A 22887-nucleotide genomic window follows, 5' to 3' on the forward strand; every position below is an offset into this window, starting at 1 on the left:
AATTTGCGGAAATTTGAAAACCGCCACCTAACCTATTGTAGAAGAATGGAGCATCCGTACGGATATATCAAGAACGACAAAGTTTATTTGAGGGGTTTTTTGGGTCAAGAAGATCGAATTATTGGCGAGGTAAAAGAAGATGAGGACTCTACACTCAAGTATTTTGAAGATCGATTTGTACTACTCCAGGAGAAAGTAGCCAAACTCAAAAGGGACATTCAGGAAAATCAGAACAAAGGATCTTTCCTGATGAAGCTGATTCACCTGAGAGAATCTTTATATCAATCCGATGCACTTGGCGATTTTGAGCCGCTTATAGAAGAACTCAAAGAACAAGAAGAAGCCCTCAACGAAATAATCCAACAGAATAGGAAAAAAAATCTGGAGGTAAAAAGAGAATTAATCCTGGAAGCTCAGGAGAAAAAAGACGATACAGACTGGAAAGAAACGACTGAGTTCTATAAGGATCTTAAGCTTCGCTGGATCAAAACCGGACCGGTTGACAAAGAATATCAAGAAGAAATAGAGAACACGTTCAATGAGATCGTGCAACATTTCTTCGAAAACAGAAGACATTTCTTTGAGGGACTGGCACTTCAGGCTGATGAAAACATCAAAGTCTATGAAGCTCTTGTACTTCAGGCCAGAGAAGCGCATGATTTTCCGGACGCAAAGACTGCCTTTGATATCTCAAAAAAAATCCAAAAGCAGTGGAAAGAGGCGGGAAAAGTGCCGGCAGAAAAACGTCAGCCTCTCTGGGACGAGTTTTCCAAATTGAACAACCGGATTTTCTCCAGATATAAAAGAACATTACAAACAGGCCCACAAATGAATCCTAGGGAGCTCATGCGGAAAGTGGAGACCCTGACTGAGGAAATCAAAAATCTATCGGGAAAACCAACCTCCTATGAACTGATAGGAAGAGCAAAAGAGATTCAGGAAGAATGGAGAAAATTGCCGCCTCGTAAGCCCAAAGAAGCAAACCTGATCGTTAGATCATTCCAGTTTTTCTCTGACATCGTCTTTGAGAAGGCTTTTCTAGAAAAACTTGTCCATGGAAAATATCCTGATTTTGACGAAAAACCAAAGGCAGAACAAATTCAGATAAAATCTGCTTTATTAAAAGATTTATTGCGTAGAGATCAAACTGAGCTGGAAGCGGCACAACAAAATACGGAGAATTTCCGCGTTCAGTCAGCTGATTTTGATATCATGATGAAGAAAAAACTATTTGCGGTAAAGCGTAAAGTGGATGTTAAAAATTATATTTTGAAACAACTTTCTTTTAATTAGTCTTACACCGCTGATAATTATAAAAAAAGAATAATTTTGCACCCTTTAAACTCCGGAACTCCTTTAAAATAAACACTATGTACTGGACACTCGAATTAGCATCCTATCTAGAGGACGCACCATGGCCAGCCACCAAGGATGAATTAATTGATTATGCCATCCGATCCGGCGCACCTATGGAAGTAGTAGAAAATCTACAAGAATTAGAAGATGATGGGGAACCTTATGAGACCATCGAAGAGATTTGGCCGGATTACCCGACTAAAGACGACTTCTTTTTCAACGAAGACGAATATTAATGGAAAGCCCTGAGTGATCGGGGCTTTTTTTCTTCTATACTAATTTCTCTGTTTTAAGCGCGGAGTACCCAGAGGTTTCGCAGAGCACACTATTTTTCCATACAAATCTTGATAAAGGCTAAGTAAGGTTATAGTCTCATGCTTTTGATCCCTTTCATTCAATGTCCTCAGAAATGCCTGCCGCTTGGCAGTCTCGGACCAGAGATAATGAAGCCTCCTGGACTTCTATCTCAATTTCTCAACCTAGCAACCTGAAGAATGTATTAAAAAAACAAAGGACTGAATACCTTCTCTCAAATCCAGGAATGATCAGGGCAACTGAATTATTGGGAATATAAAATGGGACTGATCACTGAAAATTATACCCCAAGCACCTGTCTCAGCCTACTATACCCCGTTTTACTCACTGGTACTTTTGCGCCAGCTCTCAGTAAAACCAAATAAGTATCTCGCTCGTAAGGCTCTATTTTGGTAATTTCATTGAGGTTGATCAGATAAGATCTATGCACCCGGACAAACTTCGCAGGGTCCAACGCTTCCTCAAGCGACTTCATCGTCATTTTCTTAAGGTATTTCCCTGCTCCGGTATGTATGGCGATGTAATCATCTTCTGCTTCGAAAAAACTAACCTCGTGTGTGGGAATAATTTTGATTTCATTCTTGACTCGGACGACTAGTCGATTGCTCTTTTCCGCTAACTCATTGAATCTCTGGGTAGATTGACTCGTAGAGCCTTTTTGCACCAAAAATTTATCTAAGGCTTGGGCAAAACGCTCTTGCGAGAAAGGTTTTAGCAGATAATCAAGTGCCATCGCATCAAAAGCCTTCAATGCATACTGATCAAAAGCTGTGGTGAATATCACCGCAGGTGGCTCATCCAATAATTCCAGCATCTCAAAACCCGTAATCTTCGGCATCTGTACATCCAGAAATATCAAATCTGGCTCATGCTCTTGGATAGCTTTGAGTCCCTGAAACCCATCGCGACACACAGCCACTACCTCAAACTTGGGGTTGTCAGCTAAAAACTCTTGGACAATAGAGGCTGCCAAAGGTTCGTCATCTATGATTAAAGTCTTGATCATTTATGTTGGGGGATTTTTAAAATTACCGTGAAAACTGACTCCACAGCTTTCGATTCTAACAAGTCTTTTCTACCAAAAAGCAAAAATAAACGGCGTCCGACCGAGCTCAATCCGAACCCGGTGCCCTTGGGTGCTGCGACCTCAGGGTCAAAAGGATTCTCTATTTGCACCATTAGATAGTTCTGCTCTTTGTATGCCCGAAGGATAATTCTCACATCTTCTGTGATACCGTAGAGGCCATGTTTTATCGCATTTTCCAAAAGGGGTTGTATCAATAGCTGAGGCAAACGCAATTGCTTTACTTCATCCGTCACATCGAAAACAACTTCCAAACGATGCCCAAATCGGACATGCTCAATATCCAGATACATTTTCAGGTAAGTCAATTCTTCCTCTAAAGAGACCCACTGCTGATGATCCTTTTCCATAGTCCCTCGCAAAAAGTCCGATAACTGAAGAACCATTTCCCGGGCTTTTTGGGGTTGGGAGATGGTCAGCGCAGAGATCGAGTTGAGACTATTGAACAGAAAATGAGGTTGCAGCTGCTGACGAAGCTGGCTCAGCTCAGCTTCTCTGGAAAGCTCATGCATCATCACTTCCCTGTTTTTGATTTCTTTTTGCTCTTCGAGTTTGGATACAGCTAAAGCCAGTAGGGCTACGAGGATTTCTGCCATTCCCAAAACGGCCCAGCGAAGCAAAAAAACTTCACGCAAAAAAACCAAATAGAGGCTTTCTTCATCAAAAATCCACCTCAACAGTTGGAAATGAAAGTAGCTAGCCACCAAGCTGAACAACAAAGGAAATATCAATAACATGCTGTTGTTTCGCCCTGAAGGAACGTAAAAATTAAATGTTTGATCGATGATATTCACTCCGAAAATAAAAAACAAAGCAAAAATTAAGGCATCAACTATGGCTACTGCCTGACCGACTCCATAGTACATAAGTAATCCGAACGTACCAAGGAACCAGATTATTCCGGCTCCTTGGACGATCCATTTACTGATATAAGGATTTGAAAATGCTCTTGAAAACAATTGGCTAGGGTTCTATAAAGGAATTTCGTTAATAAGATTTGATTTCCAAACCACCAAAGAAGACTGTACCTCTGATTACTAATATTTTATCAGAGTCAGTTTCTGCTTGGCGATAGACTCTTTTGTCCTCCACACCCGCAGCGATATTTGTCACCTCTACTCGAATATCCCAATGCGGAGGAACCACCAACTTGATCGCACCGAAGATGACATCTACCTGGAGGTTGATCATTCCCGAGAAATCAGATTGGGTAAGGTCTAAGTCGATGCCTCCGAAGGCAGCAGTCAGTTTACCACCTTGAAAATTCTTTGTAAGCATACGCTTATTAATTCCGCTCAAAATCGAGTCTATCGAGACACTGTCAGAGTAGCTTGCGCCAGAGGTGCCAGACATTCCTGAGAATGACTTATTTCCCGTCGTTTGTCTTGAGAAAGCAGTCTTTTCTTCCTTATGGTATGCTTGATCTGAGACTTTATCATCAGTGGAAGTTTGATTAGCAGCATTTTTCGCGTTCAGTTTATCCTGAATACTCGTCAGTGCCTGCCGTTCTTGTTGCTTTTTGGTAATGAGGTAGATACCCACTAAAATCAGCGCTATCGGGAAAATGTAATTTTGCAATCCAAAGTGGAAATCAAATTCTCTTTCTAACAGGAAGAACACCCCTAATCCGAGCATTAACAGTCCAAAAAAACTTTTGAATTCATGCTTGACCAAAGTGATCACTCCAATAGCAATCAAGATCATAGGCCACGACAGCAGCCAGTCAGGGTAGAAAATATTAAGTTTTCTGAGTAGTATTAGTACACCTACTGCCAGGATAATGAATCCGAAGATCATTCCTCCGTCATTGTTGTTTATGCGATTTCGTTTCATTGAGTTTTGATTTAAATGATACTCGAAAGTAATTCAAGCACCTAACCTCTGAAATACACAAAAGGTCAACACTAGCAAAAAGTCGGTGAAACCGCCTAAAAAGTAGGTGAATTTTCAAGCTGAGGTTTTACCGATCTGAAGATTTTCCAGAAGCAATAAACTCCGCAAAATCCATGTCAGCCGGGGTCGTGATTTTGATATTCTCTTCGTTTCCGGCGATTAAAGTCACTTGCCAGCCTTGGTTTTCATAGACAGTGGCATCATCCGTAAACTGCGACTTTTCGCTGGCGGTGAAGGCCTTCTTGATTTTCTCTACTTGAAAAGTCTGAGGAGTCTGTACCAATCTATAGAACTGTCGCTCCTCGAAAAAAGAATGTCCCTCGGAATTAACCTTTCGGATAGAATCCTTCAAATGGATCACGGAAATAGCGCTACCGGTACGTTCTGCTACCTCAAAGCTTTCTTCAATCACTTCTCGTTTTACAAAAGGCCTGACTCCATCATGGATTGCAACCAGCTTCGCATCTGAACTGAGAGCATCCAATCCATTCCTAACCGATTGAAATCTTGAATTACCTCCCGCAACGAGACGATGAGGAAGTTCGAATTTATATTCCGCACACAATTTTTCCCAGTAGAAAAATTCACTTTCAGGCAAAACTAGGATCAAATCGGTGGAAGGATCAGCACCATAAAAAACAGAAAGCGTTCGCATCAGAATCGGCTGTCCCGCAACAGGTAAATATTGCTTAGCTATAGGGCCTCCCATTCTTGTTCCTTTTCCGCCTGCTACCAGGATCGCTGCTTTTTTTGCCATACTTATTTTCCGCAAACGTAAGAAATCATACTCCTCAGTATTTTTTTTGTAAAGTTATGCCGAAGTGAAAATAAACCAACTACGAATCAGGCAACAAAGCAGGGTTCGCAGACCATTACTTCGAGTGACAGGGAAATTACCTAGAAGAAAAGCACAGTCAGCTCCACTTCTAGGGTAGCTGATGCCAAGCTGCAATCTCTGCAAAACTTTGCGACACCCATGTGGTAGTTACTTTTTCGCATAAAAAAAGCTCCTTTCGGAGCTTTCTAATATTAAAGAATCAGCATTGCATCTCCATAAGAGAAGAAACGATACTTTTCTTTTATGGCTTCTTTGTATGCTTTCATCACTAAATCGTATCCTCCAAACGCCGCTGCTGTCATCAGCAAGGTGGATTCCGGTAGGTGAAAATTGGTGATCAAAGAATTGGCAATTTTGAAATCATAAGGAGGAATGATAAACTTATCAGTCCAACCGTTGCTCGCTTTCAATCGACCATTGGCAGTCACCGATGACTCTATCGTCTTCAATGCGGTGGTACCTACAGCTACCACTCTCTTTTTAGCATCCAAGGATCTATTGACCAACTTTACGGTTCCATCTGGGATCTCGTAGTTTTCCGAATCCATTTTATGCTTAGTGAGATCTTCTACGTCCACTTGACGGAAAGTTCCTAGTCCAACATGAAGCGTAATTGGAGTTACGTCCACGCCCTGAAGCTCCAGTCTTTTCAGCAAATGAGGAGTAAAGTGTAAACCAGCAGTAGGTGCTGCTACAGCGCCTACGTTCTTGGCGAACACAGTTTGATATCTCTCTTTATCTTCAGCTTCTACTTTTCTTTCGATAAATTCCTTCAAAAGTGGGGTCTCACCTAAGGTATCGATCGTCTTGTGAAATTCTTCATCTGTTCCGTCAAACAGGAACCGGATTGTACGACCTCTTGAGGTGGTGTTATCAATGACTTCCGCCACTAGGTCCGAATCTCCAAAGTAAAGTTTGTTACCCACTCTGATTTTACGAGCTGGATCTACTAGAACATCCCAAAGTTTCAATTCAGAATTTAATTCTCTCAAAAGAAACACTTCTATCTCAGCTCCTGTTTTTTCCTTATTGCCGTAAAGCCTAGCTGGGAAAACTTTGGTGTCATTGGTCACAAAGACATCGCCCTCACCGAAGTACTCGATAATATCTTTAAAAACCTTGTGTTCAATCTTACCAGAATCTCGATGGATAACCATCAACCTGGATTCATCCCGGTTTGGAGCAGGATAATGAGCTATTAGTTTTTTTGGAACGTCAAATTTGAAATCCGATAATTTCATAAGGTTATAATTTGTCTTTTAAAGGCCATCCCGATATATACCGGGAGAAATCTCACATGGCTGATATTCATACCAGTAGTTGTCGTATTCGACATGCTTGATTTCATAGATAAGTTTTAGATGTCTTGAGAGATTTAGAATTACTCTAAAAAAAGCAAAGATACTAACAATATCAGGTAATTACCGCTAACTTGACGAATTGTTTTAAACCAACTAAAGTCACATGCTATTTCTTAAACTCTCATGGGAAAGTTTTCGCTTCGCAGTATCGGCACTAAAGACTAGTCTCACCCGAACCATTCTGTCCCTTTTGGGGGTAACAGTGGGCATTTTCGCAATCATCGCGGTATTTACTCTAGTAGATTCGCTAGAGGCAAATATCAGATCATCCTTTTCATTTCTGGGCACCAACGTGATGCGCGTGGACCGGTTTCCTTTTCAAGAAGGCCCTTCAAACTTCCCTTGGTGGAAATATTTTCAAAGACCTCCCGGCACAGTGGAGGAATATGAATTCCTACAGCAGCGACTGACTACTGCGGAAGGAGTGACTATCTCTGCTTCCTCAAACACCCTAGTGAAAGCTGGCAGCAATGCCTATCAAGGAATGGCTTTGACAGGCGTAATGTATTCGTATCAGGATGTGTATGATGTCGCGATTGAAGAGGGCCGCTTCTTCACTCAATCCGAAATAAAAGCATCTCGAAACCTTGCTATCATAGGTAGAGAAATAGCCAATACGCTATATCCCATGCAAACTGTAATAGGGAAGCAAATTAAAATCAAAGGGATGAAGTTCGTAGTAATAGGCGTTTTTGAAGAAGAAGGCGAAGGTCTCTTTGATGCTCCTTCCAAAGATGAAGCATGTTTGATTCCTTATGGCGCATTTGGAAAAATGTATAATACTGGAAGAAAAGGCTTAGAACCAACTATCGCTGTGAAAGGCATGGAGTCAGATATTGGCCTAGTGGCATTAGAAAACGAAATGACTGGCCTTCTGCGTGCCAAAAGAGGCCTAAAACCTAGAGAAGAGGACAACTTTGCACTAAACAAAACTGAATTTATTCAAAATGCTATCGGATCTGTGTTTGATGTGATCTCTGTTGCAGGATGGGTGATTGGAGGTTTTTCTATTCTTGTCGGTGGATTTGGTATTGCTAATATCATGTTTGTATCTGTTCGTGAGCGAACCAATATCATTGGAATTCAAAAGTCATTAGGTGCAAAGAATTACTTTATCTTATTTCAATTCCTTTTCGAATCAATCTGTCTAAGCTTGATCGGTGGAATAACGGGCATTATCATCGTTTTCTTCTTAACCTTTATAGAATTAGGTTCCTTAGAGATCGTGCTTTCCTTTAGCAATATCATGCTCGGACTAGGTGTATCTACCATTATTGGAGTGGTCTCTGGAATTGTTCCAGCAACCCTGGCGGCAAGAATGGATCCAGTAGAAGCAATTCGAACAAATTAATCCTTTCATTTTTAGTAAAAAAAAGAGGTTGCCCAATGGATGGGCAACCTCTTTTCGTAGATATTCACTCGATAAACTTATTCGCTTTCCTCTTCTACCTTCGCACCTTTGGAAGACAATCCAGACGCTGCTTTGATTTTCACCTCTAGTTCTTCCATCAACTCAGGATTGTCTAGAAGTAAAGTTTTCACAGCTTCTCGTCCCTGTCCTAGCTTCTCTCCATTATACGAGAACCAAGAACCAGCCTTTTTAATGATATCTAGTTCTACACCTAGGTCAATGATTTCCCCCACCTTGGATATTCCTTGCCCATACATGATGTCAAATTCAACAACTTTGAATGGAGGTGCTACTTTATTTTTCACCACTTTTACCTTGGTTCGATTTCCTAAGATATTATCAGCACTCTCTTTGATCTGACCAATTCTACGGATATCCAGACGAACTGAAGCGTAAAATTTCAACGCGTTACCGCCAGTGGTGGTCTCAGGATTACCGAACATCACTCCGATCTTCTCACGAAGTTGATTGATGAAAATACAAGAACATCCCGTCTTATTGATGGCTCCTGTAAGCTTTCTCAGCGCCTGAGACATCAATCGAGCTTGAAGACCCATTTTGCTATCGCCCATATCGCCTTCTAACTCACCTTTTGGCACCAAAGCAGCCACCGAATCAATCACTATAATGTCAATTGCTCCTGATCTGATCAAGTGCTCAGCAATCTCAAGTGCTTGCTCTCCATTATCAGGCTGGGAGATGAGAAGATTCTCTGTATCTATGCCCAACTTCTCCGCATAGGTCTTATCGAAAGCGTGCTCTGCGTCAATAAAAGCGGCCAAACCTCCTGCTTTCTGCGCCTCAGCGATGCAATGCATCGTCAGCGTGGTTTTACCTGAGGATTCTGGACCATATATCTCGATCACACGACCTCTCGGGATGCCCCCAACTCCCAAAGCAATATCCAACCCTAATGAGCCGGTGGAAATAGCTGGAATATCCTGCACCTTATTATCGCTCAGCTTCATCACGGTTCCTTTACCGTATGTCTTCTCCAACTTGTCGATCGTCAGTTGCAGTGCTTTTAGTTTTTCAGCGTTATTACTCATGCTTTTATTTTGTTAGATTCTATAGTTATATGAAAGTAATTAAACGGTAGTCTATAAGCAAGACAGCACCTACTATTGTTTTGGAAAGCCAAATTCGTAATTTTAATCGCCTTTCGGCACGTTTTTTCGTAATACCTATAGAATACCGCCCTTTTCGTCAGGTATTGTCATTAAAATTTATGAAAAGAATCTTCGGATCACTTCTATTCTTATTTTTCTTCATCCACTCATGTCTTCAAGCTCAGGAGGCATACAACCAAGTACCCTTTACTTTTGGCGAGGAATTATCATTTGAAGTATCCTACGGATGGCTCAATCTTGCTGACGCAAAAATGCAGGTATCCAAAAGAGCCCAAGATCAAAATAACAGACCCCACTATAAAATAGATGTGTATGGGAAAACAAAAGGGGCTGCTACTATTTTTGGTAAGGTAAATGACAATTGGGGTACCTACTTAGACGTAGAAACCAATCTACCTTCCTTGTCCTACAGGCATATTGAGGAAGGAAAATACCGCAAGCACGAATACGTTCACTTTGATCAAAAAAACAGAAAAGCCACTATGAAGCTTTTCGACAAAGAGAATAAAAACATAAAAGACACCAAAGACTTCGATTTACCCGGGCAAGTACAGGATCTGGTGAGCGGTTTTTACTATTTGAGAACCCAAGATCTACGAGGATTGAAACCTGGAGAGGAGATTTTAATTCGTGGATTTTTTGATAAAGAAATATATAACATAAAGTTAATCTACGAAGGTACAGAAACCCTCGACACTAATCTCGGCAAGAAAGAAACCTACATTTTCTCTCCTCAACTTCCCAAGAATAAACTTTTCAGGGGTGAGTTCCCTGTGAAAGTCTGGGTCACAAAGGATCAGAACAAAATCCCTGTAAAAATCAAAGCAAATCTCTTCATCGGGTCCTTAAATTTAGACATCATTTCTGCCAAAGGTCTAAAAAACAACTAAGGGTAAAAACGCGTAACATTGTGATAACACAGCGCTAACACCACCAAAGAATCTACCCCGCCCCGACTTATAGCCATCCTCCTGCAATCATTTATTTGGCACCAATCTTCAAATATTTCTTAATTTTAAAACAAACATTAAGAAATCACTGATGAGCGAAAAACAGAAAATCAAAGTTCTGGTAGTTGATGACGAACCTGATATTGTTGAAATACTGAAATACAACCTCGAAAAAGAAGGCTATGAAGTAGCCACTGCTGAGGATGGAATAAAAGCTGTAAAAAAAGCTTCAAAATTTTTACCCGACGTGATTCTATTGGACATTATGATGCCTAATCAGGACGGGGTTGAAACTTGCCTACAGATCCGTCAGATTCCTGAGCTCAAAAACACCTTCATTATATTTCTCACTGCACGCATGGAGGAGTACTCTGAAGTGGCAGCATTTGATGTAGGAGCCGATGATTATATCACCAAACCGATCAAGCCAAGAGCATTGATGAGCAGGATTTCTGCACTTTTCAGACGCGAATCCAAAAAAGAACAGGACCAAAGCCAGGTCAAAATTAAGGACTTGACCATCGACCGAGGAAGCTACACCATAGATCAGGGAGGCAAAACTATCACGCTGCCAAAGAAGGAATTTGAACTATTGTTTTTCCTAGCCAAAAGCCCTAATATAGTTTTCAGTAGAGATGAACTTCTCCAAAATATCTGGGGTACAGATGTGTTTGTATTGGCTCGCACGGTGGATGTGCACATCAGAAAAGTCCGCGAGAAAATCGGCGAAGACTACATCACTACTGTGAAGGGTGTAGGATACAAATTCGAATTAGGCTAATACATGTTCAGTACCTCCAGAGGAATATCCTTGATTCTGGCTTTAGCCATCTCAGCTTTAGTTACGGCATTTTTATCGTTGATGGATGGAGCAGGCTTATTGATTCTGCTGGTAGCTTGGGGAGTGTCTTTTTCATCCGCCTATTTACTTATTTCCTTTACCCTGGAATTTCTGATTTTCAAAGAAATCGGAGACATCTATTCTCTTTTGGAGAAGATCCAGCGAAAAGATCTTTCAGAGATCAATGAAAAAGGAATAAAAGGATCAATCTCCCCGCTTCGCAAAATCAACAAGGTCATCAACTCCTATGCGATTGCACGCCAAAAGGAAATTGATACCCTTCAGAAAAATGCTGAATTCCGACGGGAATTTATCGCTGATATTTCTCATGAGTTAAAAACCCCGATTTTTGCTACTCAAGGCTACATTCACACCCTATTAGACGGAGCGATAGACGACAAACAGGTTCGGATGCGCTTTCTAAAGCGCGCTGCAAAAAGCCTAGACTCCCTCGATATCCTTGTCCAAGATCTCCTCACACTGAACCAAATGGAAAGTGGCGTGATCAAATTCACCTTTTCTGAATTTGATCTAAGGGAACTCATCGAAGAAGTGATAGAGGAGCTGGAGCATAAAGCATCCAAACGTGACATCCAGGTTAAGTTTGAAGTGGAGGATGGGAAAACCTACTGGACAAATGGGGATCGCCAAAAAATATACCGAGTGTGCCAAAATCTGATCTTTAATGCCATGAAGTACAATCACAATGGCGGCGAGGTGCAGGTGTTATTAAAAACACATAAAAATACCATCCAAGTAGATGTAACCGATGATGGCCCCGGAATCCCACCGGAGGATTTGAAGCGAATTTTTGAGCGATTCTATCGGGTGGAGAAAAGTAGAAATAAAAAAGAAGGCGGCACAGGTTTAGGACTAGCTATTGTGAAGCATATTCTGGAAGGCCATAAAAGCAGGATATCCGTAAGTTCAACTGTGGGCAAAGGGTCTATTTTCAGTTTTTATTTGCCTTTGGTGAAAAACGAATTAACGGAGTAGAGATAAAAGTGCTAACTCACTAAGAATAAATCACAGGAAGTTTTTTACCCATCCTTTTTTCCCTACTTTTGCAGCCTCAATTGAAGAGGCAGGAGAATCCATGAAGAAAGTAGATTTTGACAATCTTATTCTGTTTGAAAACGAGGATTACCTGGTAATCAATAAACCGCCGTACCTGTCAAGCTTAGACGACAGGCACGAAGCGCAGAACATCCTAGACTTAGCCAAGGCACACACACCCGATTCCCAACTGTGCCATAGATTGGATAAGGAAACTTCAGGATGTCTAGTGATTGCCAAGAATCCAACGGCCTACAGGCATTTGGCTATGCAGTTTGAAAGCAGGAAAGTGACTAAAATCTATCATGCAGTGGTGGAAGGGATCAAGGAATTCAGCGATGAGCTGGTGGACCGCAATCTCTCAGCCAGCAACAAAGGAATCGCCAAGGTAAGTAAAGACGGCAAGCCCGCGCAGACAGTATTCAATACATTGAAGACCTACTACGCACATACGCTGGTCGAGTGCAAACCCATCACTGGGAGACTGCATCAGATCAGGGTTCATTTGGCTTACCTGAAGTCACCCATCTGTGGTGACATCTTATATGGTGGTAACCCTCTATACCTATCTTCTATCAAGCGTCGCTTCAATTTAAAAAAAGAGACAGAAGAATTACCGATTATGCAACGGGTTTCGCTTCATGCATATTCGATTGGGTTTCAGGGTTTGGATGGAGCAGAATTGTTCATAAAAGCCCCCTATCCGAAAGATTTCAAGGTTTTGGTGAATCAGCTAGAGAAAACCAGCTAAGAAGTTTACATCGAAAAAAGAGCGAAAAACGAGCAGTTAAGATTGGTAGTAAAACGCTAAGCCTGTGAAAATTAGGACTTAGTATTGGAAAAATTTTGCATCAAAAACAAAATACTCCTATCTTTGTGTCCCTTTTTGAGGGTGAAATAAATTTAACAAGCTAAATATTAAACAGTTACACAGTGGATACTTTGAGCTATAAGACCGTATCAGCCAATGCCGCAACTGTAGAAAAGCAATGGGTGATAGTGGATGCCCAGGCTGCAGTTTTAGGTAGATTGGCTAGTGAGGTAGCAAAAATCTTAAGAGGTAAGACGAAGCCAAGCTTCACTCCTCACGCAGATTGTGGTGACAACGTCATCGTAATCAACACAGACAAAATCAGACTAACTGGTGACAAGTGGGACTCCAAAGTTTATGTGAGACACACAGGTTATCCAGGAGGACAGCGTATCTCTACGCCAAGATTGTTGAAAGAGAGATCTTCTACCATCTTGATCGAGAAAGCTGTACGAGGCATGTTGCCTAAGAACAGATTGGGAAGAAAATTATACGGCAATTTGTACGTGTATGAAGGATCTGAGCATCCACATGCAGCACAACAGCCTAAAGCCATCAACCTTTAATCGTCTATTATGGAAATGATCAACAAAATCGGTAGAAGAAAAACCTCTGTAGCCAGAATTTACATGTCTCCAGGAAAAGGTGAAATCACCGTTAACAACAGATCTCTAGAAGTACACTTCCCTTTTGAACTTCACCAGATCGTTGTAAAGCAACCATTGACACTAGTAGGTGTAGATGGCAACTATGACATCAAGATCAATGTAGATGGTGGTGGAAGTACAGGTCAGGCAGAGGCAGCTCGTATGGCTATCTCTCGTGCATTGTGCGAATTCGATGCTGAGCACAGACCAGCATTGAAAAAAGAAGGCTTCCTTACCCGTGACCCTAGAATGGTGGAACGTAAGAAGCCAGGACGTAGAAAAGCAAGAAGAAAATTCCAGTTCTCAAAACGTTAATCTGGATTTACTTCAGAATATACAACTTATATTATGGCAAAATTAGAATATAAAGACTTACTAGATGCTGGTGTTCATTTTGGACACTTGACGAGAAAGTGGGATCCAAGAATGTCTCCATACATTTTCATGGAGAAAAATGGCATCCACATCATCGACCTTAACAAAACGCTTGTATGCCTCGACGAAGCATCTAACGCAATCAAGCAAATCGTACGCTCAGGCAAAAAAGTGATGTTCGTTGCTACTAAGAAGCAAGCGAAAGATCTTGTAGCTACAGAAGCAAAGAGACTTAACATGCCTTACGTAACCGAAAGATGGTTAGGTGGAATGATGACTAACTTCGCGACTATCCGTAAATCATTAAAGAAAATGTCTGGCTTGGACAAATTGATGAAGGAGGAAGCTTATAAGAACCTTGCGAAAAAAGAGCGTTTGATGGTTTCCCGTCAGAAGGACAAAATGGAAGATGTTCTTGGCGGTATCGCTGACTTGAGCAGACTACCTGCTGCACTTTTTATCGTGGACATCAAAAGAGAACACATTGCAATTGCTGAAGCAAAAAAGCTTGGTATCCCTGTTTTCGCATTAGTAGATACGAACTCCAACCCGAACGAGGTGGACTTCCCTATCCCTGCTAATGACGATGCTTTCAAGTCCGTATCTTTACTAGTTAAAGCTTTCGGCGCAGCTATCGAAGAGGGTCTTTCAGAACGTAAGAGAGACAAAGAAGACGCTAAACTTACCGAAGAGGAAGAAGCGAAAAAAGCTGTGGACGCTGCTGAAACAAAAGATTAATCCACTACTTGATTGAAATAAATTAAAAATTGAACATCTGGTTTCGGCCTATGTTCAATTTTTTTGTTTTACCTGCATCTGGCACCTGAATCACTTGATTCAAACCTATGCAGCCCATTTCCAAATACAAAACCTCTATGTTCTTCGCTTAGAACAAGAAGTTTTTTCAAGAAAATTATATCGTTTAATCATACAAACTGACAATACAATGGCAATTACTGCACAAGAAGTAAACAAACTGAGACAAATGACCGGTGCCGGTATGATGGATTGCAAAAAAGCACTTACCGAATCAGAAGGTGATTTTGAAAAAGCTGTGGACATCCTCAGAAAGAAAGGTCAAAAAGTATCTGCTTCAAGAGCTGATCGTGAGACCAAAGAAGGTGTAGCTGTAACTAAAGTGACTGAAAATGGCGCTAAAGGGACAATGCTAACCTTGACTTGTGAAACTGACTTCGTTGCTAAAAATGAAGAATTCGGTGCATTTGCAAACACACTACTTGATCTTGCTGTAGAGAACGGTGCAACATCTGTAGAAGAAATCCTTGCCCTTCCTTTCGAAAACATCACAGTAGCTGAGAAAATCACTGAAATGACAGGTAAGATCGGTGAAAAACTTGAGATCTCTCATTACGAAGTGATCACTGCTGAGACTGTTGTTCCTTACATCCACTCTAATGGCAAATTAGGTGTATTGGTAGGATTGACTAACACTTCTGGAACTGACGTAGAAGAAGCTGGGAAAGACGTAGCAATGCAAATTGCAGCGATGAACCCAGTAGCTCTTGACAAAGACGGTGTAGATTCTTCTGTAGTAGAAAGAGAAATCGAAGTAGGTAAAGAACAAGCAAGAGCTGAAGGTAAGCCTGAGGAAATGCTTGAGAAAATTGCTTTGGGTAAACTGAACAAGTTTTACAAAGAGAATACGCTCCTTAGCCAATCTTTCGTGAAAGACAACAACAAGACCATCGCTCAGTACCTTGACAGCGTAAGCAAAGGAATGACTGTTTCTGCATTCAAAAGAGTATCTATCGGTTAATCAATTCCGATCAGCTTAGTACTAACAACCCTCTTGGAACGATCTGAGAGGGTTTTCTTTTTTTCAAGAAGACTGTTAAAAGTTTTTCATGAATTAATTAGCTTAATAATAATAATAATAATAATATGTTAGTAACATCTAACTAATCGGTTAGCCACTTTTGGGCCAAAAGTTTTTCAAATTGTAAACACTCTTATTCTTATGACAACAATGAAAAAGTTCTTTTTTACTGGTCTTTTGGGACTAGGTTTAGCCTTATTTGCATTTCCTGACACAGCAGATGCTATGGAGATGCTACCGTGCGATAATTATGATGTAACATATCCATCCAAATATTGTGATCCTCAAGGCTTTGGAAGGTGTTCTAGAATCTGTTCTCCACCTGAAGAGGAAGAGGAAGCGTAACTTTAATCCGCAGGAGCATTAGCTCCTGCTTTTCTATTTAGTATTGTTCCTTATGAATACATCACTTGCAAAATGAATACCTCATATACAAATAAAACTATCCTCCTGATTCTAACTTTTGGGCTTTTAGCCTGTGAATCTGGCCATAAGGAAGCCAAATTTTTTGAGCTTCAATATAAAGGTAAAAATTTGTCATTGCCAATTGATGAAAGCACCTCAAATTTAAGTGATGGATTGACATACTTTGCTCAAGGAAATCTGCTTTTTAGCCTCAATTGGATTGAAAACGGTTTTCAAATTTATGATTTAGATGAAAAGAGAAAAATTGCCGATGTTACGTTTGACTACGAAGGCCCAAATGGGGTATTGGACGTCATGGGAATCTTTGTTCAAAGCTTAGACAGTATCTTTCTTTTCAATCAACTGGAGTCACAAGTTACCCTGATCGATTCGTCAGGTAAAATAAAAAGTAAGATAAAATACCAAACTCCTGAAAAATACAGTCCAGCATTTGTCCACAATGCTTATTTTAACAGCCCTCCTCTTCTCCAAGGGAATAAGTTGACGGTAAAAACTCATTATTACGGTCCCCTTCAAAATATGACTCAAGAGGAACTTTTAAAAAAGGAGTTAGTTTACGAAATAGATTTAGAAACAGGAATAACCTCATTTTTAGATTTCAAATTCCCAATAGATTATATGCTCGGTGGATTGAAGTTGTTTGAAGCCTCCATAGCCCACGGTGCGTCGAAACATGTATATTCTCTCTTTGGAGACCATCGCCTATTTTACGTATCAGAATTTGGTGACTCTTTGAAATGGAAAGATGGGAAAAGCAATTTTGTACCACAGACTTTACCTCTTTTCCCGCTACAGGGTGACGGATTAGACTTTAGAAAATATTCCTATTACAGCCCACACTACGAAAGCTTAGTATATGACCCTTACAGAGAAGTATTTATCCGATTTGTTTTTCATTCTTTTGAGCAAGATGAATCTGTTCCTGTTTCTGATATGCGAAATCACTCTGGCCCTTTCTCAATCCAAATATTTGACATAGAGCTTAATTTAAAATCAGAAACTGCATTTGAAGCAAATCACTATCATCCTTTTGACTATTTTATTACTAAAGAAGGAATCTATCTTTCAATAAATCATCCATTAAATCCCCAAAACAAAGAGGATCAAATGACCTTTGAACTTTTGGAATTTATTCCAATAAAAGAGTAAAGAAAAAGGGAATAGAGGTAGTATTTCGGGGTAAGGTACCCGTTTTAATGAATGGTAGAGGCACGCCAATCGTCGATCCGAGAGGTTGGTTGATGCTGAAAAAATAAGTCATTACAAGTTAGAATCTCTTTAAGCTGATAAGATTTTTAATCATAAAAACCTCTTCAATTGATTTTGAAGAGGTTTTTTTGATTTTAAGAAAGGGTAGAATTTAATATGCTCACCAAAAGTTAAACATCCAAACGCAAAAAGCGACTTAACCTATAGCCAAAATTCCTATTTCCGGGACTTCGGTCATCCTCCATGGGTCTTCTGACCGGTTGTGCGAGGAATTTAAGCTATTGGCATAATTGCAGATAATAATATTTCAATCAAAAATGTTTCCAGCCCTGAGCTTTAATCTTTACGGCAGTTCCACTTTTAGTCACGAGGAATTTTCCTTCGTCTGACTTCGTGATATGGCCGATAAAGTGGATATCAGGATGCTTTTCCAGCTTTGCAAAGTCCTTCTGATCAATCGTAAATAGCAATTCATAATCCTCTCCCCCATTCATCACGCAGGTGATAGGATCAAGATTCAGCTCCACAGCCGTATCAAAAGTTTGCTTATCGATTGGCAGCTTATCTTCATAAATAGTCGCTCCAACTCCTGAAGCTTTGCAGATATGAAAAATCTCGGAAGCCAAACCATCAGAGATATCCATCATACTTGTCGGTATTACTTCCATTTCGCGAAATTCATGAATGATATCCACCCGAGCATCGGGCTTCAATTGACGCGCGGTAACAATCGTATATTTACCTAAATCAGGCTTCATATCCGGATTGGCAAGAAACACCTCCTTCTCACGCTCCAATACCTGCAAACCAACTAAAGCAGCTCCCAAATCACCCGTTACACAGATAATATCATTTTCTTTGGCGCCAGATCTATAAGTAATCTGCTCAGGCTTAGCCTCGCCTATGGCAGTTACAGAGATTACCAATCCACTTCGAGAAGCCGTAGTATCACCACCAATCAAATCCACTCCGTAATGTTCACAAGCCGCGTGGATTCCTTCGTACAGCGCATCAATGGCCTCCACAGAGAATCGGTTGGATAGCGCGATGCTCACAGTGATCTGCTTTGGAATCGCATTCATCGCAGCCACATCGGATACATTCACAGCAATAGCCTTGAAACCTAAGTGTGGCAAAGGAGCATAAGACAAATCAAAATGAACGCCTTCAACCAATAAATCAGTGGTCACGACTTTCACTAATTCCCCTGCTTCTATGACTGCAGCGTCGTCTCCAATGCCTTTAAGTGTACTTGGATTTTTAATAATAACTTGCTCACTCAGATGATCGATCAAACCGAACTCACCCAAATCGCTTATTTCTGTTCTCTTTTCTGACATAATTTTTTGTCTCGCTTTTCAGCTTCTCCACTTGAAGGCTAAAGAAATCCTTCTATAGCCCTTATACATTTCTCCCCTACGCAACTCTGACTACACTATTCATAGACGACAAGGACTGACTTTCCCACTTCAATGATCTATCAAAGAGACAAAAGTCAGATGATAGCAATTAATCCAACTTCAGCACCGCCATAAATGCCTCCTGCGGTACTTCTACATTGCCGACTTGCCTCATTCTCTTCTTACCTTTTTTCTGCTTTTCGAGAAGTTTACGTTTACGGGAAATATCACCACCGTAACACTTAGCCAATACATTTTTACGCATCGCCTTCACCGTTTCTCTGGCTATGATCTTCTGACCAATCGCCGCTTGGATGGCAATTTCAAACATCTGACGTGGAACCAACTCTTTCAACTTCTCACAAAGTCTCCTTCCCCAGTCGTAGGCTTTATCCCGGTGAACTACCGCAGAAAGTGCATCGACTGGTTCGCCGTTTAGCATCACATCCAATCTCACCATGTGAGACACTTGGTATCCAATCAACTCATAATCCAAAGATGCATAACCTCTAGAAATGGTCTTCAGCTTATCAAAAAAGTCAAAAACTATCTCTGCCAACGGCATGTCGAAGGTCAACTCCACACGCTCGGAAGTTAGGTAAACTTGATTTTTGATCTGTCCACGCTTGTCCATACAGAGGGTGATCACTGCGCCCACATACTCTGAGGCAGTGATGATCGATGCCCGCACATACGGCTCCTCGATGTGCTTCATCTTGGAAGGATCAGGCATATCAGAAGGCGCATTGATCAACTGGACTTTGTCGTTTGTCAAAAGTGCTTTGAACTGCACCGAAGGTACAGTCGTGATCACAGTCATGTCAAATTCTCTCTCCAAACGCTCCTGGATAATCTCCATGTGGAGCATTCCCAAGAATCCGCAGCGGAATCCAAATCCCAAAGCCATGGAAGTCTCAGGTTCCCAGACGAGCGAAGCGTCATTCAGCTGAAGCTTCTCCATAGAATAACGAAGCTCCTCGTAATCCGTAGTTTCTACCGGGTAAATACCTGCAAAAACCATAGGCTTTACGTTCTCGAAACCCTGAATAGCGGCCTCGCATGGACGCTTTACATGGGTAATGGTATCACCTACTTTGATTTCCTTGGCGACTTTCACCCCAGAGATCAGGTACCCCACGTTACCCGCACTCATGGTTTGCTGAGGAATTTGATTTAACCCCAAAATCCCGATTTCATCCGCCTCGTATTCCTTACCGGTATTGACAAATTTGATCTTATCGCCTTTGCTGAATGTACCGTTGAAAATTCTAAAAATCACTTCAACCCCACGGAAGGAATTGTACACCGAGTCAAAAATCATCGCTTGAAGTGGCGCATCCGGATCTCCTTTAGGAGCAGGAATTCTATTTACAACGGCTTTCAGGATATCGTCAATACCGATACCTGTTTTGCCGGAGGCCAAAATAATATCTTCCCTATCGCAACCGATCAAGTCAATTACCTCATCGGCAACCGCTTCTGGATCGGCTCCAGGAAGGTCAATTTTATTGAGAACTGGAATGATTTCCAGATCATGGCCTAGGGCTAAGTAAAGGTTGGAAATGGTCTGTGCCTCGATCCCTTGAGAAGCATCCACAATCAGCAATGCACCTTCGCAGGCTGCAATGGACCTAGAAACCTCATAGGAAAAATCCACGTGACCGGGGGTATCTATCAGGTTGAGAATATATTCCTCGCCCTCATGCATGTATTTCATTTGGATCGCATGAGACTTGATCGTGATTCCACGCTCGCGCTCCAGATCCATATTGTCCAACAACTGATTCTGCATATCTCTGTCTGCAACTGTCTGCGTTTCCTGCAGCAAGCGATCTGCGAGTGTACTCTTCCCATGATCAATGTGGGCGATGATACAGAAATTCCTTATTTTTTTCATATCCATTTCGGGCGCAAAAATAGTAAATAACTAGGAGATAAGAGTAAGATCAGGTTTCAATGTTCAAATTCAGGCGTCAACGGGCGTCATTGCGAGGGAGGCACGACCGAAGCAATCTCGTTTACTTGAAAGATTGCTGCGTCGTTCGTTCCTCACTTCTCGCAATGACGCAGTAATCCCTACATTTGCGTCTCCAAACACCAATTTCATGCAGTCAGTAGCCGAAAACAAAAAATCCAATAACATCGCCGAATACATTATTTACATGTACCAAATGGAAGATCTGATCCGATCCTATCAGGGTAATCGGGAGGAAATCAATACCTTCATCGTGGAGAAATACCCGGTGTCAGAAGAGGACAAAACTGAAATAGCTGATTGGTATTTGGCACTTCTGGATAAGATGGAAGCTCAGAATATTCTGGAAAAAGGTCATTTGGAAGAATTGAATTCCTTGGTTGCAGACCTAGCTCAAATTCATTGGAATCAACTCAAAATCGATCCTAAGTACTTTGAAGCCTATAGCAAAGCCAAACCATTTATCATCGACGCAGTGATGCAAGCAGATGGTGAAGACCTGGGAAATGAAATTCAAATCTGCCTCAATGGTGTTTATGGCTTATTGCTTTGCCGACTTCTGGGAAGAAAAGTATCTGATGAGCAGCTAAAGTCAGCAGAAGCTTATGGCGATATTCTCAGCACCTTGAGCTATCATTATAAGGTGAAGAATACGATTTCGAAGAATTGAGGACTGGATTGGAAGATTGGAAAAGCTGATAATTAATTTACTGCAAATTTTAGCAAAACTGGTGTATCATAATCGCCCTTTTCCATAATCTTAATCTCAGGAAATTCAGCCATCAATCCCTTCCATTTTTCGTCAGAAGCTATAAGTTCTGATAATTTCAACTTTGAAATATAAGCGTAGAAAGAGTCACCATCAGTAGCTATAGGTCCTTTCAAATTCATTAAAAACTTCTCACTGTTGCTCAGGTAGCCTTTACCTGTTTTTATATTGTAATAACCCATTCTGGGATCTACTACATATAGTCTTCCACCCTTCTTTTTGGCATTGAGGTTAAAGAAAAAATACGATTCACTTTCCTCGTAATATTTCGACAAAAAAGAAAGTTCACCTGTTGAAAGCTTTTCGAAATAGGCATTCAATTCATGACGATCTTTTTCTGGCCAAAAATCGTCAGCAGCCACAAATTTATATCTAGGCTTCAAATTCATTTCAGCATCCAAGTGATACACAATTGATGAGGCTGGCTCATTCACCAAGACACCGTCGGTATTTGATTTCGTCAAATTTCCAGATATATATTGAAGACCAATAGGGAAAGTCTCTTTCGGGAAAGGGAATGCTGTTTTTAAGGTGTCTCCAGCTTGATCTAAAATACTTAAATATTTGTAGTAAGGATTGAAGTAGGTAAGGGTCAAAACCGGCTTATTGCCTAGTATAGTAATATGATCTGCTTGGCTTTCAATTTTAAAGTTTCTCACAAATGTCCCATCAGGTTTAAAAATCTTAACCTGCATATTACCAGGGCTAATCACGTAGATTTCATCTTTATCAGGATCAAAAGCAAAATCTGAAATCGCAGGCATTTCTGTAGGGCCATCTCCTTTCTTGCATATTCTATTAAGGACTTTACCTTCAGAAGTGAATCTAATTAAATCTTCCAATTTTTCATCCAGCACAATAAAATCACCTTTTGAAAGTGCTATCTTGCTCACCTCGCCCAAATAAAAATCAGACTTGAATTCTAATTCATTAACCCCAATCAATTTAAATATTTCCAGAAAGTTAGCTTCCTCGAAGCTATTAGGATCATCTATAGAAAGAACTTTCAGAGATCCTTCAATATCATTTACTTCACTTTCCTTTTTTTCTGAACATGAAAATAATATTAAGGGGATCGCGATAAGAACTTTCCTCAATAACACAGGGTAATTAGTTTTAATTATACTCACAAATAGTTTATTATAGTCAATTTATAAAAATAATTTACCTCCTTAAAAGGAGGATTAAGTACAACTAGGAGTA

22 protein-coding genes are annotated in these 22887 nt (G+C 40.8%); 13 read left to right on the forward strand and 9 right to left on the reverse strand.

Features of this window, described 5'->3' with window-relative positions; translation table 11 throughout:
* Nucleotides 1–45: 45 nt before the first annotated feature.
* Nucleotides 46–1293 (forward strand): DUF349 domain-containing protein, encoded by a 1248-nt coding sequence (locus ABJH64_RS14355; RefSeq protein WP_348275705.1) that lies wholly within the window; start codon nucleotides 46–48, stop codon nucleotides 1291–1293.
* A gap of 77 nt (nucleotides 1294–1370) precedes the next feature.
* On the forward strand, nucleotides 1371–1592 hold the full coding sequence (locus ABJH64_RS14360) for a DUF2795 domain-containing protein (RefSeq protein ID WP_024284896.1): 222 nt from the start codon (nucleotides 1371–1373) through the stop codon (nucleotides 1590–1592).
* A gap of 359 nt (nucleotides 1593–1951) precedes the next feature.
* Here ABJH64_RS14360 and ABJH64_RS14365 read toward each other — a convergent pair whose 3' ends face one another.
* From ABJH64_RS14365 to queA, 5 genes are all read right to left on the reverse strand, one after another.
* Nucleotides 1952–2677, reverse strand: a complete 726-nt coding sequence (locus ABJH64_RS14365) for a LytTR family transcriptional regulator DNA-binding domain-containing protein (protein WP_348275704.1) — start codon at nucleotides 2675–2677, stop codon at nucleotides 1952–1954.
* Nucleotides 2674–3714, reverse strand: coding sequence for a histidine kinase (locus tag ABJH64_RS14370; protein ID WP_348275703.1), 1041 nt, complete (start codon nucleotides 3712–3714; stop codon nucleotides 2674–2676). The genes ABJH64_RS14365 and ABJH64_RS14370 overlap by 4 nt, the downstream gene beginning before the upstream one ends.
* Before the next feature lie 28 nt (nucleotides 3715–3742).
* A complete protein-coding gene (locus ABJH64_RS14375) occupies nucleotides 3743–4588 on the reverse strand; it encodes a DUF5668 domain-containing protein (protein ID WP_348275702.1) in 846 nt (281 codons plus the stop codon).
* A 127-nt stretch (nucleotides 4589–4715) separates the two neighbouring features.
* On the reverse strand, nucleotides 4716–5405 hold the full coding sequence (locus tag ABJH64_RS14380; protein ID WP_348275701.1) for a 2-C-methyl-D-erythritol 4-phosphate cytidylyltransferase: 690 nt from the start codon (nucleotides 5403–5405) through the stop codon (nucleotides 4716–4718).
* 272 nt (nucleotides 5406–5677) lie between these two features.
* Complete coding sequence (queA, locus tag ABJH64_RS14385; RefSeq protein ID WP_348275700.1) at nucleotides 5678–6727, reverse strand: tRNA preQ1(34) S-adenosylmethionine ribosyltransferase-isomerase QueA; 1050 nt, start codon at nucleotides 6725–6727, stop codon at nucleotides 5678–5680.
* A 223-nt stretch (nucleotides 6728–6950) separates the two neighbouring features.
* Here queA and ABJH64_RS14390 point away from each other — a divergent pair, with 223 nt between their 5' ends.
* Nucleotides 6951–8198, forward strand: a complete 1248-nt coding sequence (locus ABJH64_RS14390; protein ID WP_348275699.1) for an ABC transporter permease — start codon at nucleotides 6951–6953, stop codon at nucleotides 8196–8198.
* A 77-nt stretch (nucleotides 8199–8275) separates the two neighbouring features.
* On the opposite strand, the gene recA is transcribed toward ABJH64_RS14390, so the two are convergent.
* Nucleotides 8276–9307: a recombinase RecA gene (recA, locus tag ABJH64_RS14395; protein WP_348275698.1), complete on the reverse strand. Its 1032-nt coding sequence runs from the start codon at nucleotides 9305–9307 to the stop codon at nucleotides 8276–8278.
* Between the two features lie 179 nt (nucleotides 9308–9486).
* Between recA and ABJH64_RS14400 the strand changes: the two genes are divergently transcribed.
* From ABJH64_RS14400 to ABJH64_RS14440, 9 genes are all read left to right on the forward strand, one after another.
* The gene (locus ABJH64_RS14400; RefSeq protein WP_348275697.1) at nucleotides 9487–10278 is read left to right on the forward strand and encodes a DUF3108 domain-containing protein; all 792 of its coding nucleotides are present in this window, start codon (nucleotides 9487–9489) and stop codon (nucleotides 10276–10278) included.
* A gap of 151 nt (nucleotides 10279–10429) precedes the next feature.
* Nucleotides 10430–11119, forward strand: a complete 690-nt coding sequence (locus ABJH64_RS14405) for a response regulator transcription factor (RefSeq protein WP_348275696.1) — start codon at nucleotides 10430–10432, stop codon at nucleotides 11117–11119.
* Between the two features lie 3 nt (nucleotides 11120–11122).
* On the forward strand, nucleotides 11123–12175 hold the full coding sequence (locus ABJH64_RS14410) for an ATP-binding protein (protein ID WP_348275695.1): 1053 nt from the start codon (nucleotides 11123–11125) through the stop codon (nucleotides 12173–12175).
* 100 nt (nucleotides 12176–12275) lie between these two features.
* A complete protein-coding gene (locus tag ABJH64_RS14415) occupies nucleotides 12276–12986 on the forward strand; it encodes a pseudouridine synthase (RefSeq protein ID WP_348275694.1) in 711 nt (236 codons plus the stop codon).
* A 182-nt stretch (nucleotides 12987–13168) separates the two neighbouring features.
* The gene (gene rplM / locus ABJH64_RS14420; protein ID WP_348275693.1) at nucleotides 13169–13612 is read left to right on the forward strand and encodes a 50S ribosomal protein L13; all 444 of its coding nucleotides are present in this window, start codon (nucleotides 13169–13171) and stop codon (nucleotides 13610–13612) included.
* A gap of 9 nt (nucleotides 13613–13621) precedes the next feature.
* Complete coding sequence (rpsI, locus tag ABJH64_RS14425) at nucleotides 13622–14008, forward strand: 30S ribosomal protein S9 (RefSeq protein ID WP_348275692.1); 387 nt, start codon at nucleotides 13622–13624, stop codon at nucleotides 14006–14008.
* A gap of 33 nt (nucleotides 14009–14041) precedes the next feature.
* Entirely contained in the window at nucleotides 14042–14806 is a 765-nt protein-coding gene (gene rpsB / locus ABJH64_RS14430) for a 30S ribosomal protein S2 (RefSeq protein ID WP_348275691.1), read from the forward strand.
* 208 nt (nucleotides 14807–15014) lie between these two features.
* The gene (tsf, locus tag ABJH64_RS14435) at nucleotides 15015–15845 is read left to right on the forward strand and encodes a translation elongation factor Ts (RefSeq protein ID WP_348275690.1); all 831 of its coding nucleotides are present in this window, start codon (nucleotides 15015–15017) and stop codon (nucleotides 15843–15845) included.
* A gap of 477 nt (nucleotides 15846–16322) precedes the next feature.
* The gene (locus ABJH64_RS14440; RefSeq protein WP_348275689.1) at nucleotides 16323–17480 is read left to right on the forward strand and encodes a DUF4221 family protein; all 1158 of its coding nucleotides are present in this window, start codon (nucleotides 16323–16325) and stop codon (nucleotides 17478–17480) included.
* Between the two features lie 371 nt (nucleotides 17481–17851).
* Here ABJH64_RS14440 and thiL read toward each other — a convergent pair whose 3' ends face one another.
* Both thiL and lepA read right to left on the reverse strand, forming a co-directional pair.
* A complete protein-coding gene (gene thiL, locus ABJH64_RS14445; RefSeq protein ID WP_348275688.1) occupies nucleotides 17852–18880 on the reverse strand; it encodes a thiamine-phosphate kinase in 1029 nt (342 codons plus the stop codon).
* A gap of 169 nt (nucleotides 18881–19049) precedes the next feature.
* A complete protein-coding gene (gene lepA / locus ABJH64_RS14450) occupies nucleotides 19050–20837 on the reverse strand; it encodes a translation elongation factor 4 (RefSeq protein WP_348299352.1) in 1788 nt (595 codons plus the stop codon).
* A gap of 208 nt (nucleotides 20838–21045) precedes the next feature.
* Between lepA and ABJH64_RS14455 the strand changes: the two genes are divergently transcribed.
* Complete coding sequence (locus ABJH64_RS14455) at nucleotides 21046–21585, forward strand: DUF4924 family protein (protein ID WP_348274707.1); 540 nt, start codon at nucleotides 21046–21048, stop codon at nucleotides 21583–21585.
* A 32-nt stretch (nucleotides 21586–21617) separates the two neighbouring features.
* Here the strand turns inward: ABJH64_RS14455 and ABJH64_RS14460 are convergent, their stop codons facing one another.
* Nucleotides 21618–22814: a 6-bladed beta-propeller gene (locus tag ABJH64_RS14460; protein WP_348274706.1), complete on the reverse strand. Its 1197-nt coding sequence runs from the start codon at nucleotides 22812–22814 to the stop codon at nucleotides 21618–21620.
* Nucleotides 22815–22887 lie beyond the last annotated feature (73 nt).

It is taken from the genome of Algoriphagus sp. (assembly GCF_039969895.1).
Classification (GTDB): domain Bacteria; phylum Bacteroidota; class Bacteroidia; order Cytophagales; family Cyclobacteriaceae; genus Algoriphagus.

What these genes read in the sequence shown, in the direction of transcription:
- ABJH64_RS14355 (WP_348275705.1), top strand. Translation starts at nt 46, where the DNA reads ATGGAGCATCCGTACGGATATATCAAGAACGACAAAGTTTATTTGAGG.
- ABJH64_RS14360 (WP_024284896.1), top strand. Translation starts at nt 1,371, where the DNA reads ATGTACTGGACACTCGAATTAGCATCCTATCTAGAGGACGCACCATGG.
- ABJH64_RS14365 (WP_348275704.1), bottom strand. Translation starts at nt 2,677, where the DNA reads ATGATCAAGACTTTAATCATAGATGACGAACCTTTGGCAGCCTCTATT.
- ABJH64_RS14375 (WP_348275702.1), bottom strand. Translation starts at nt 4,588, where the DNA reads ATGAAACGAAATCGCATAAACAACAATGACGGAGGAATGATCTTCGGA.
- ABJH64_RS14380 (WP_348275701.1), bottom strand. Translation starts at nt 5,405, where the DNA reads ATGGCAAAAAAAGCAGCGATCCTGGTAGCAGGCGGAAAAGGAACAAGA.
- queA (WP_348275700.1), bottom strand. Translation starts at nt 6,727, where the DNA reads ATGAAATTATCGGATTTCAAATTTGACGTTCCAAAAAAACTAATAGCT.
- ABJH64_RS14390 (WP_348275699.1), top strand. Translation starts at nt 6,951, where the DNA reads ATGCTATTTCTTAAACTCTCATGGGAAAGTTTTCGCTTCGCAGTATCG.
- recA (WP_348275698.1), bottom strand. Translation starts at nt 9,307, where the DNA reads ATGAGTAATAACGCTGAAAAACTAAAAGCACTGCAACTGACGATCGAC.
- ABJH64_RS14400 (WP_348275697.1), top strand. Translation starts at nt 9,487, where the DNA reads ATGAAAAGAATCTTCGGATCACTTCTATTCTTATTTTTCTTCATCCAC.
- ABJH64_RS14405 (WP_348275696.1), top strand. Translation starts at nt 10,430, where the DNA reads ATGAGCGAAAAACAGAAAATCAAAGTTCTGGTAGTTGATGACGAACCT.
- ABJH64_RS14410 (WP_348275695.1), top strand. Translation starts at nt 11,123, where the DNA reads ATGTTCAGTACCTCCAGAGGAATATCCTTGATTCTGGCTTTAGCCATC.
- ABJH64_RS14415 (WP_348275694.1), top strand. Translation starts at nt 12,276, where the DNA reads ATGAAGAAAGTAGATTTTGACAATCTTATTCTGTTTGAAAACGAGGAT.
- rpsI (WP_348275692.1), top strand. Translation starts at nt 13,622, where the DNA reads ATGGAAATGATCAACAAAATCGGTAGAAGAAAAACCTCTGTAGCCAGA.
- rpsB (WP_348275691.1), top strand. Translation starts at nt 14,042, where the DNA reads ATGGCAAAATTAGAATATAAAGACTTACTAGATGCTGGTGTTCATTTT.
- tsf (WP_348275690.1), top strand. Translation starts at nt 15,015, where the DNA reads ATGGCAATTACTGCACAAGAAGTAAACAAACTGAGACAAATGACCGGT.
- ABJH64_RS14440 (WP_348275689.1), top strand. Translation starts at nt 16,323, where the DNA reads ATGAATACCTCATATACAAATAAAACTATCCTCCTGATTCTAACTTTT.
- thiL (WP_348275688.1), bottom strand. Translation starts at nt 18,880, where the DNA reads ATGTCAGAAAAGAGAACAGAAATAAGCGATTTGGGTGAGTTCGGTTTG.
- lepA (WP_348299352.1), bottom strand. Translation starts at nt 20,837, where the DNA reads ATGAAAAAAATAAGGAATTTCTGTATCATCGCCCACATTGATCATGGG.
- ABJH64_RS14455 (WP_348274707.1), top strand. Translation starts at nt 21,046, where the DNA reads ATGCAGTCAGTAGCCGAAAACAAAAAATCCAATAACATCGCCGAATAC.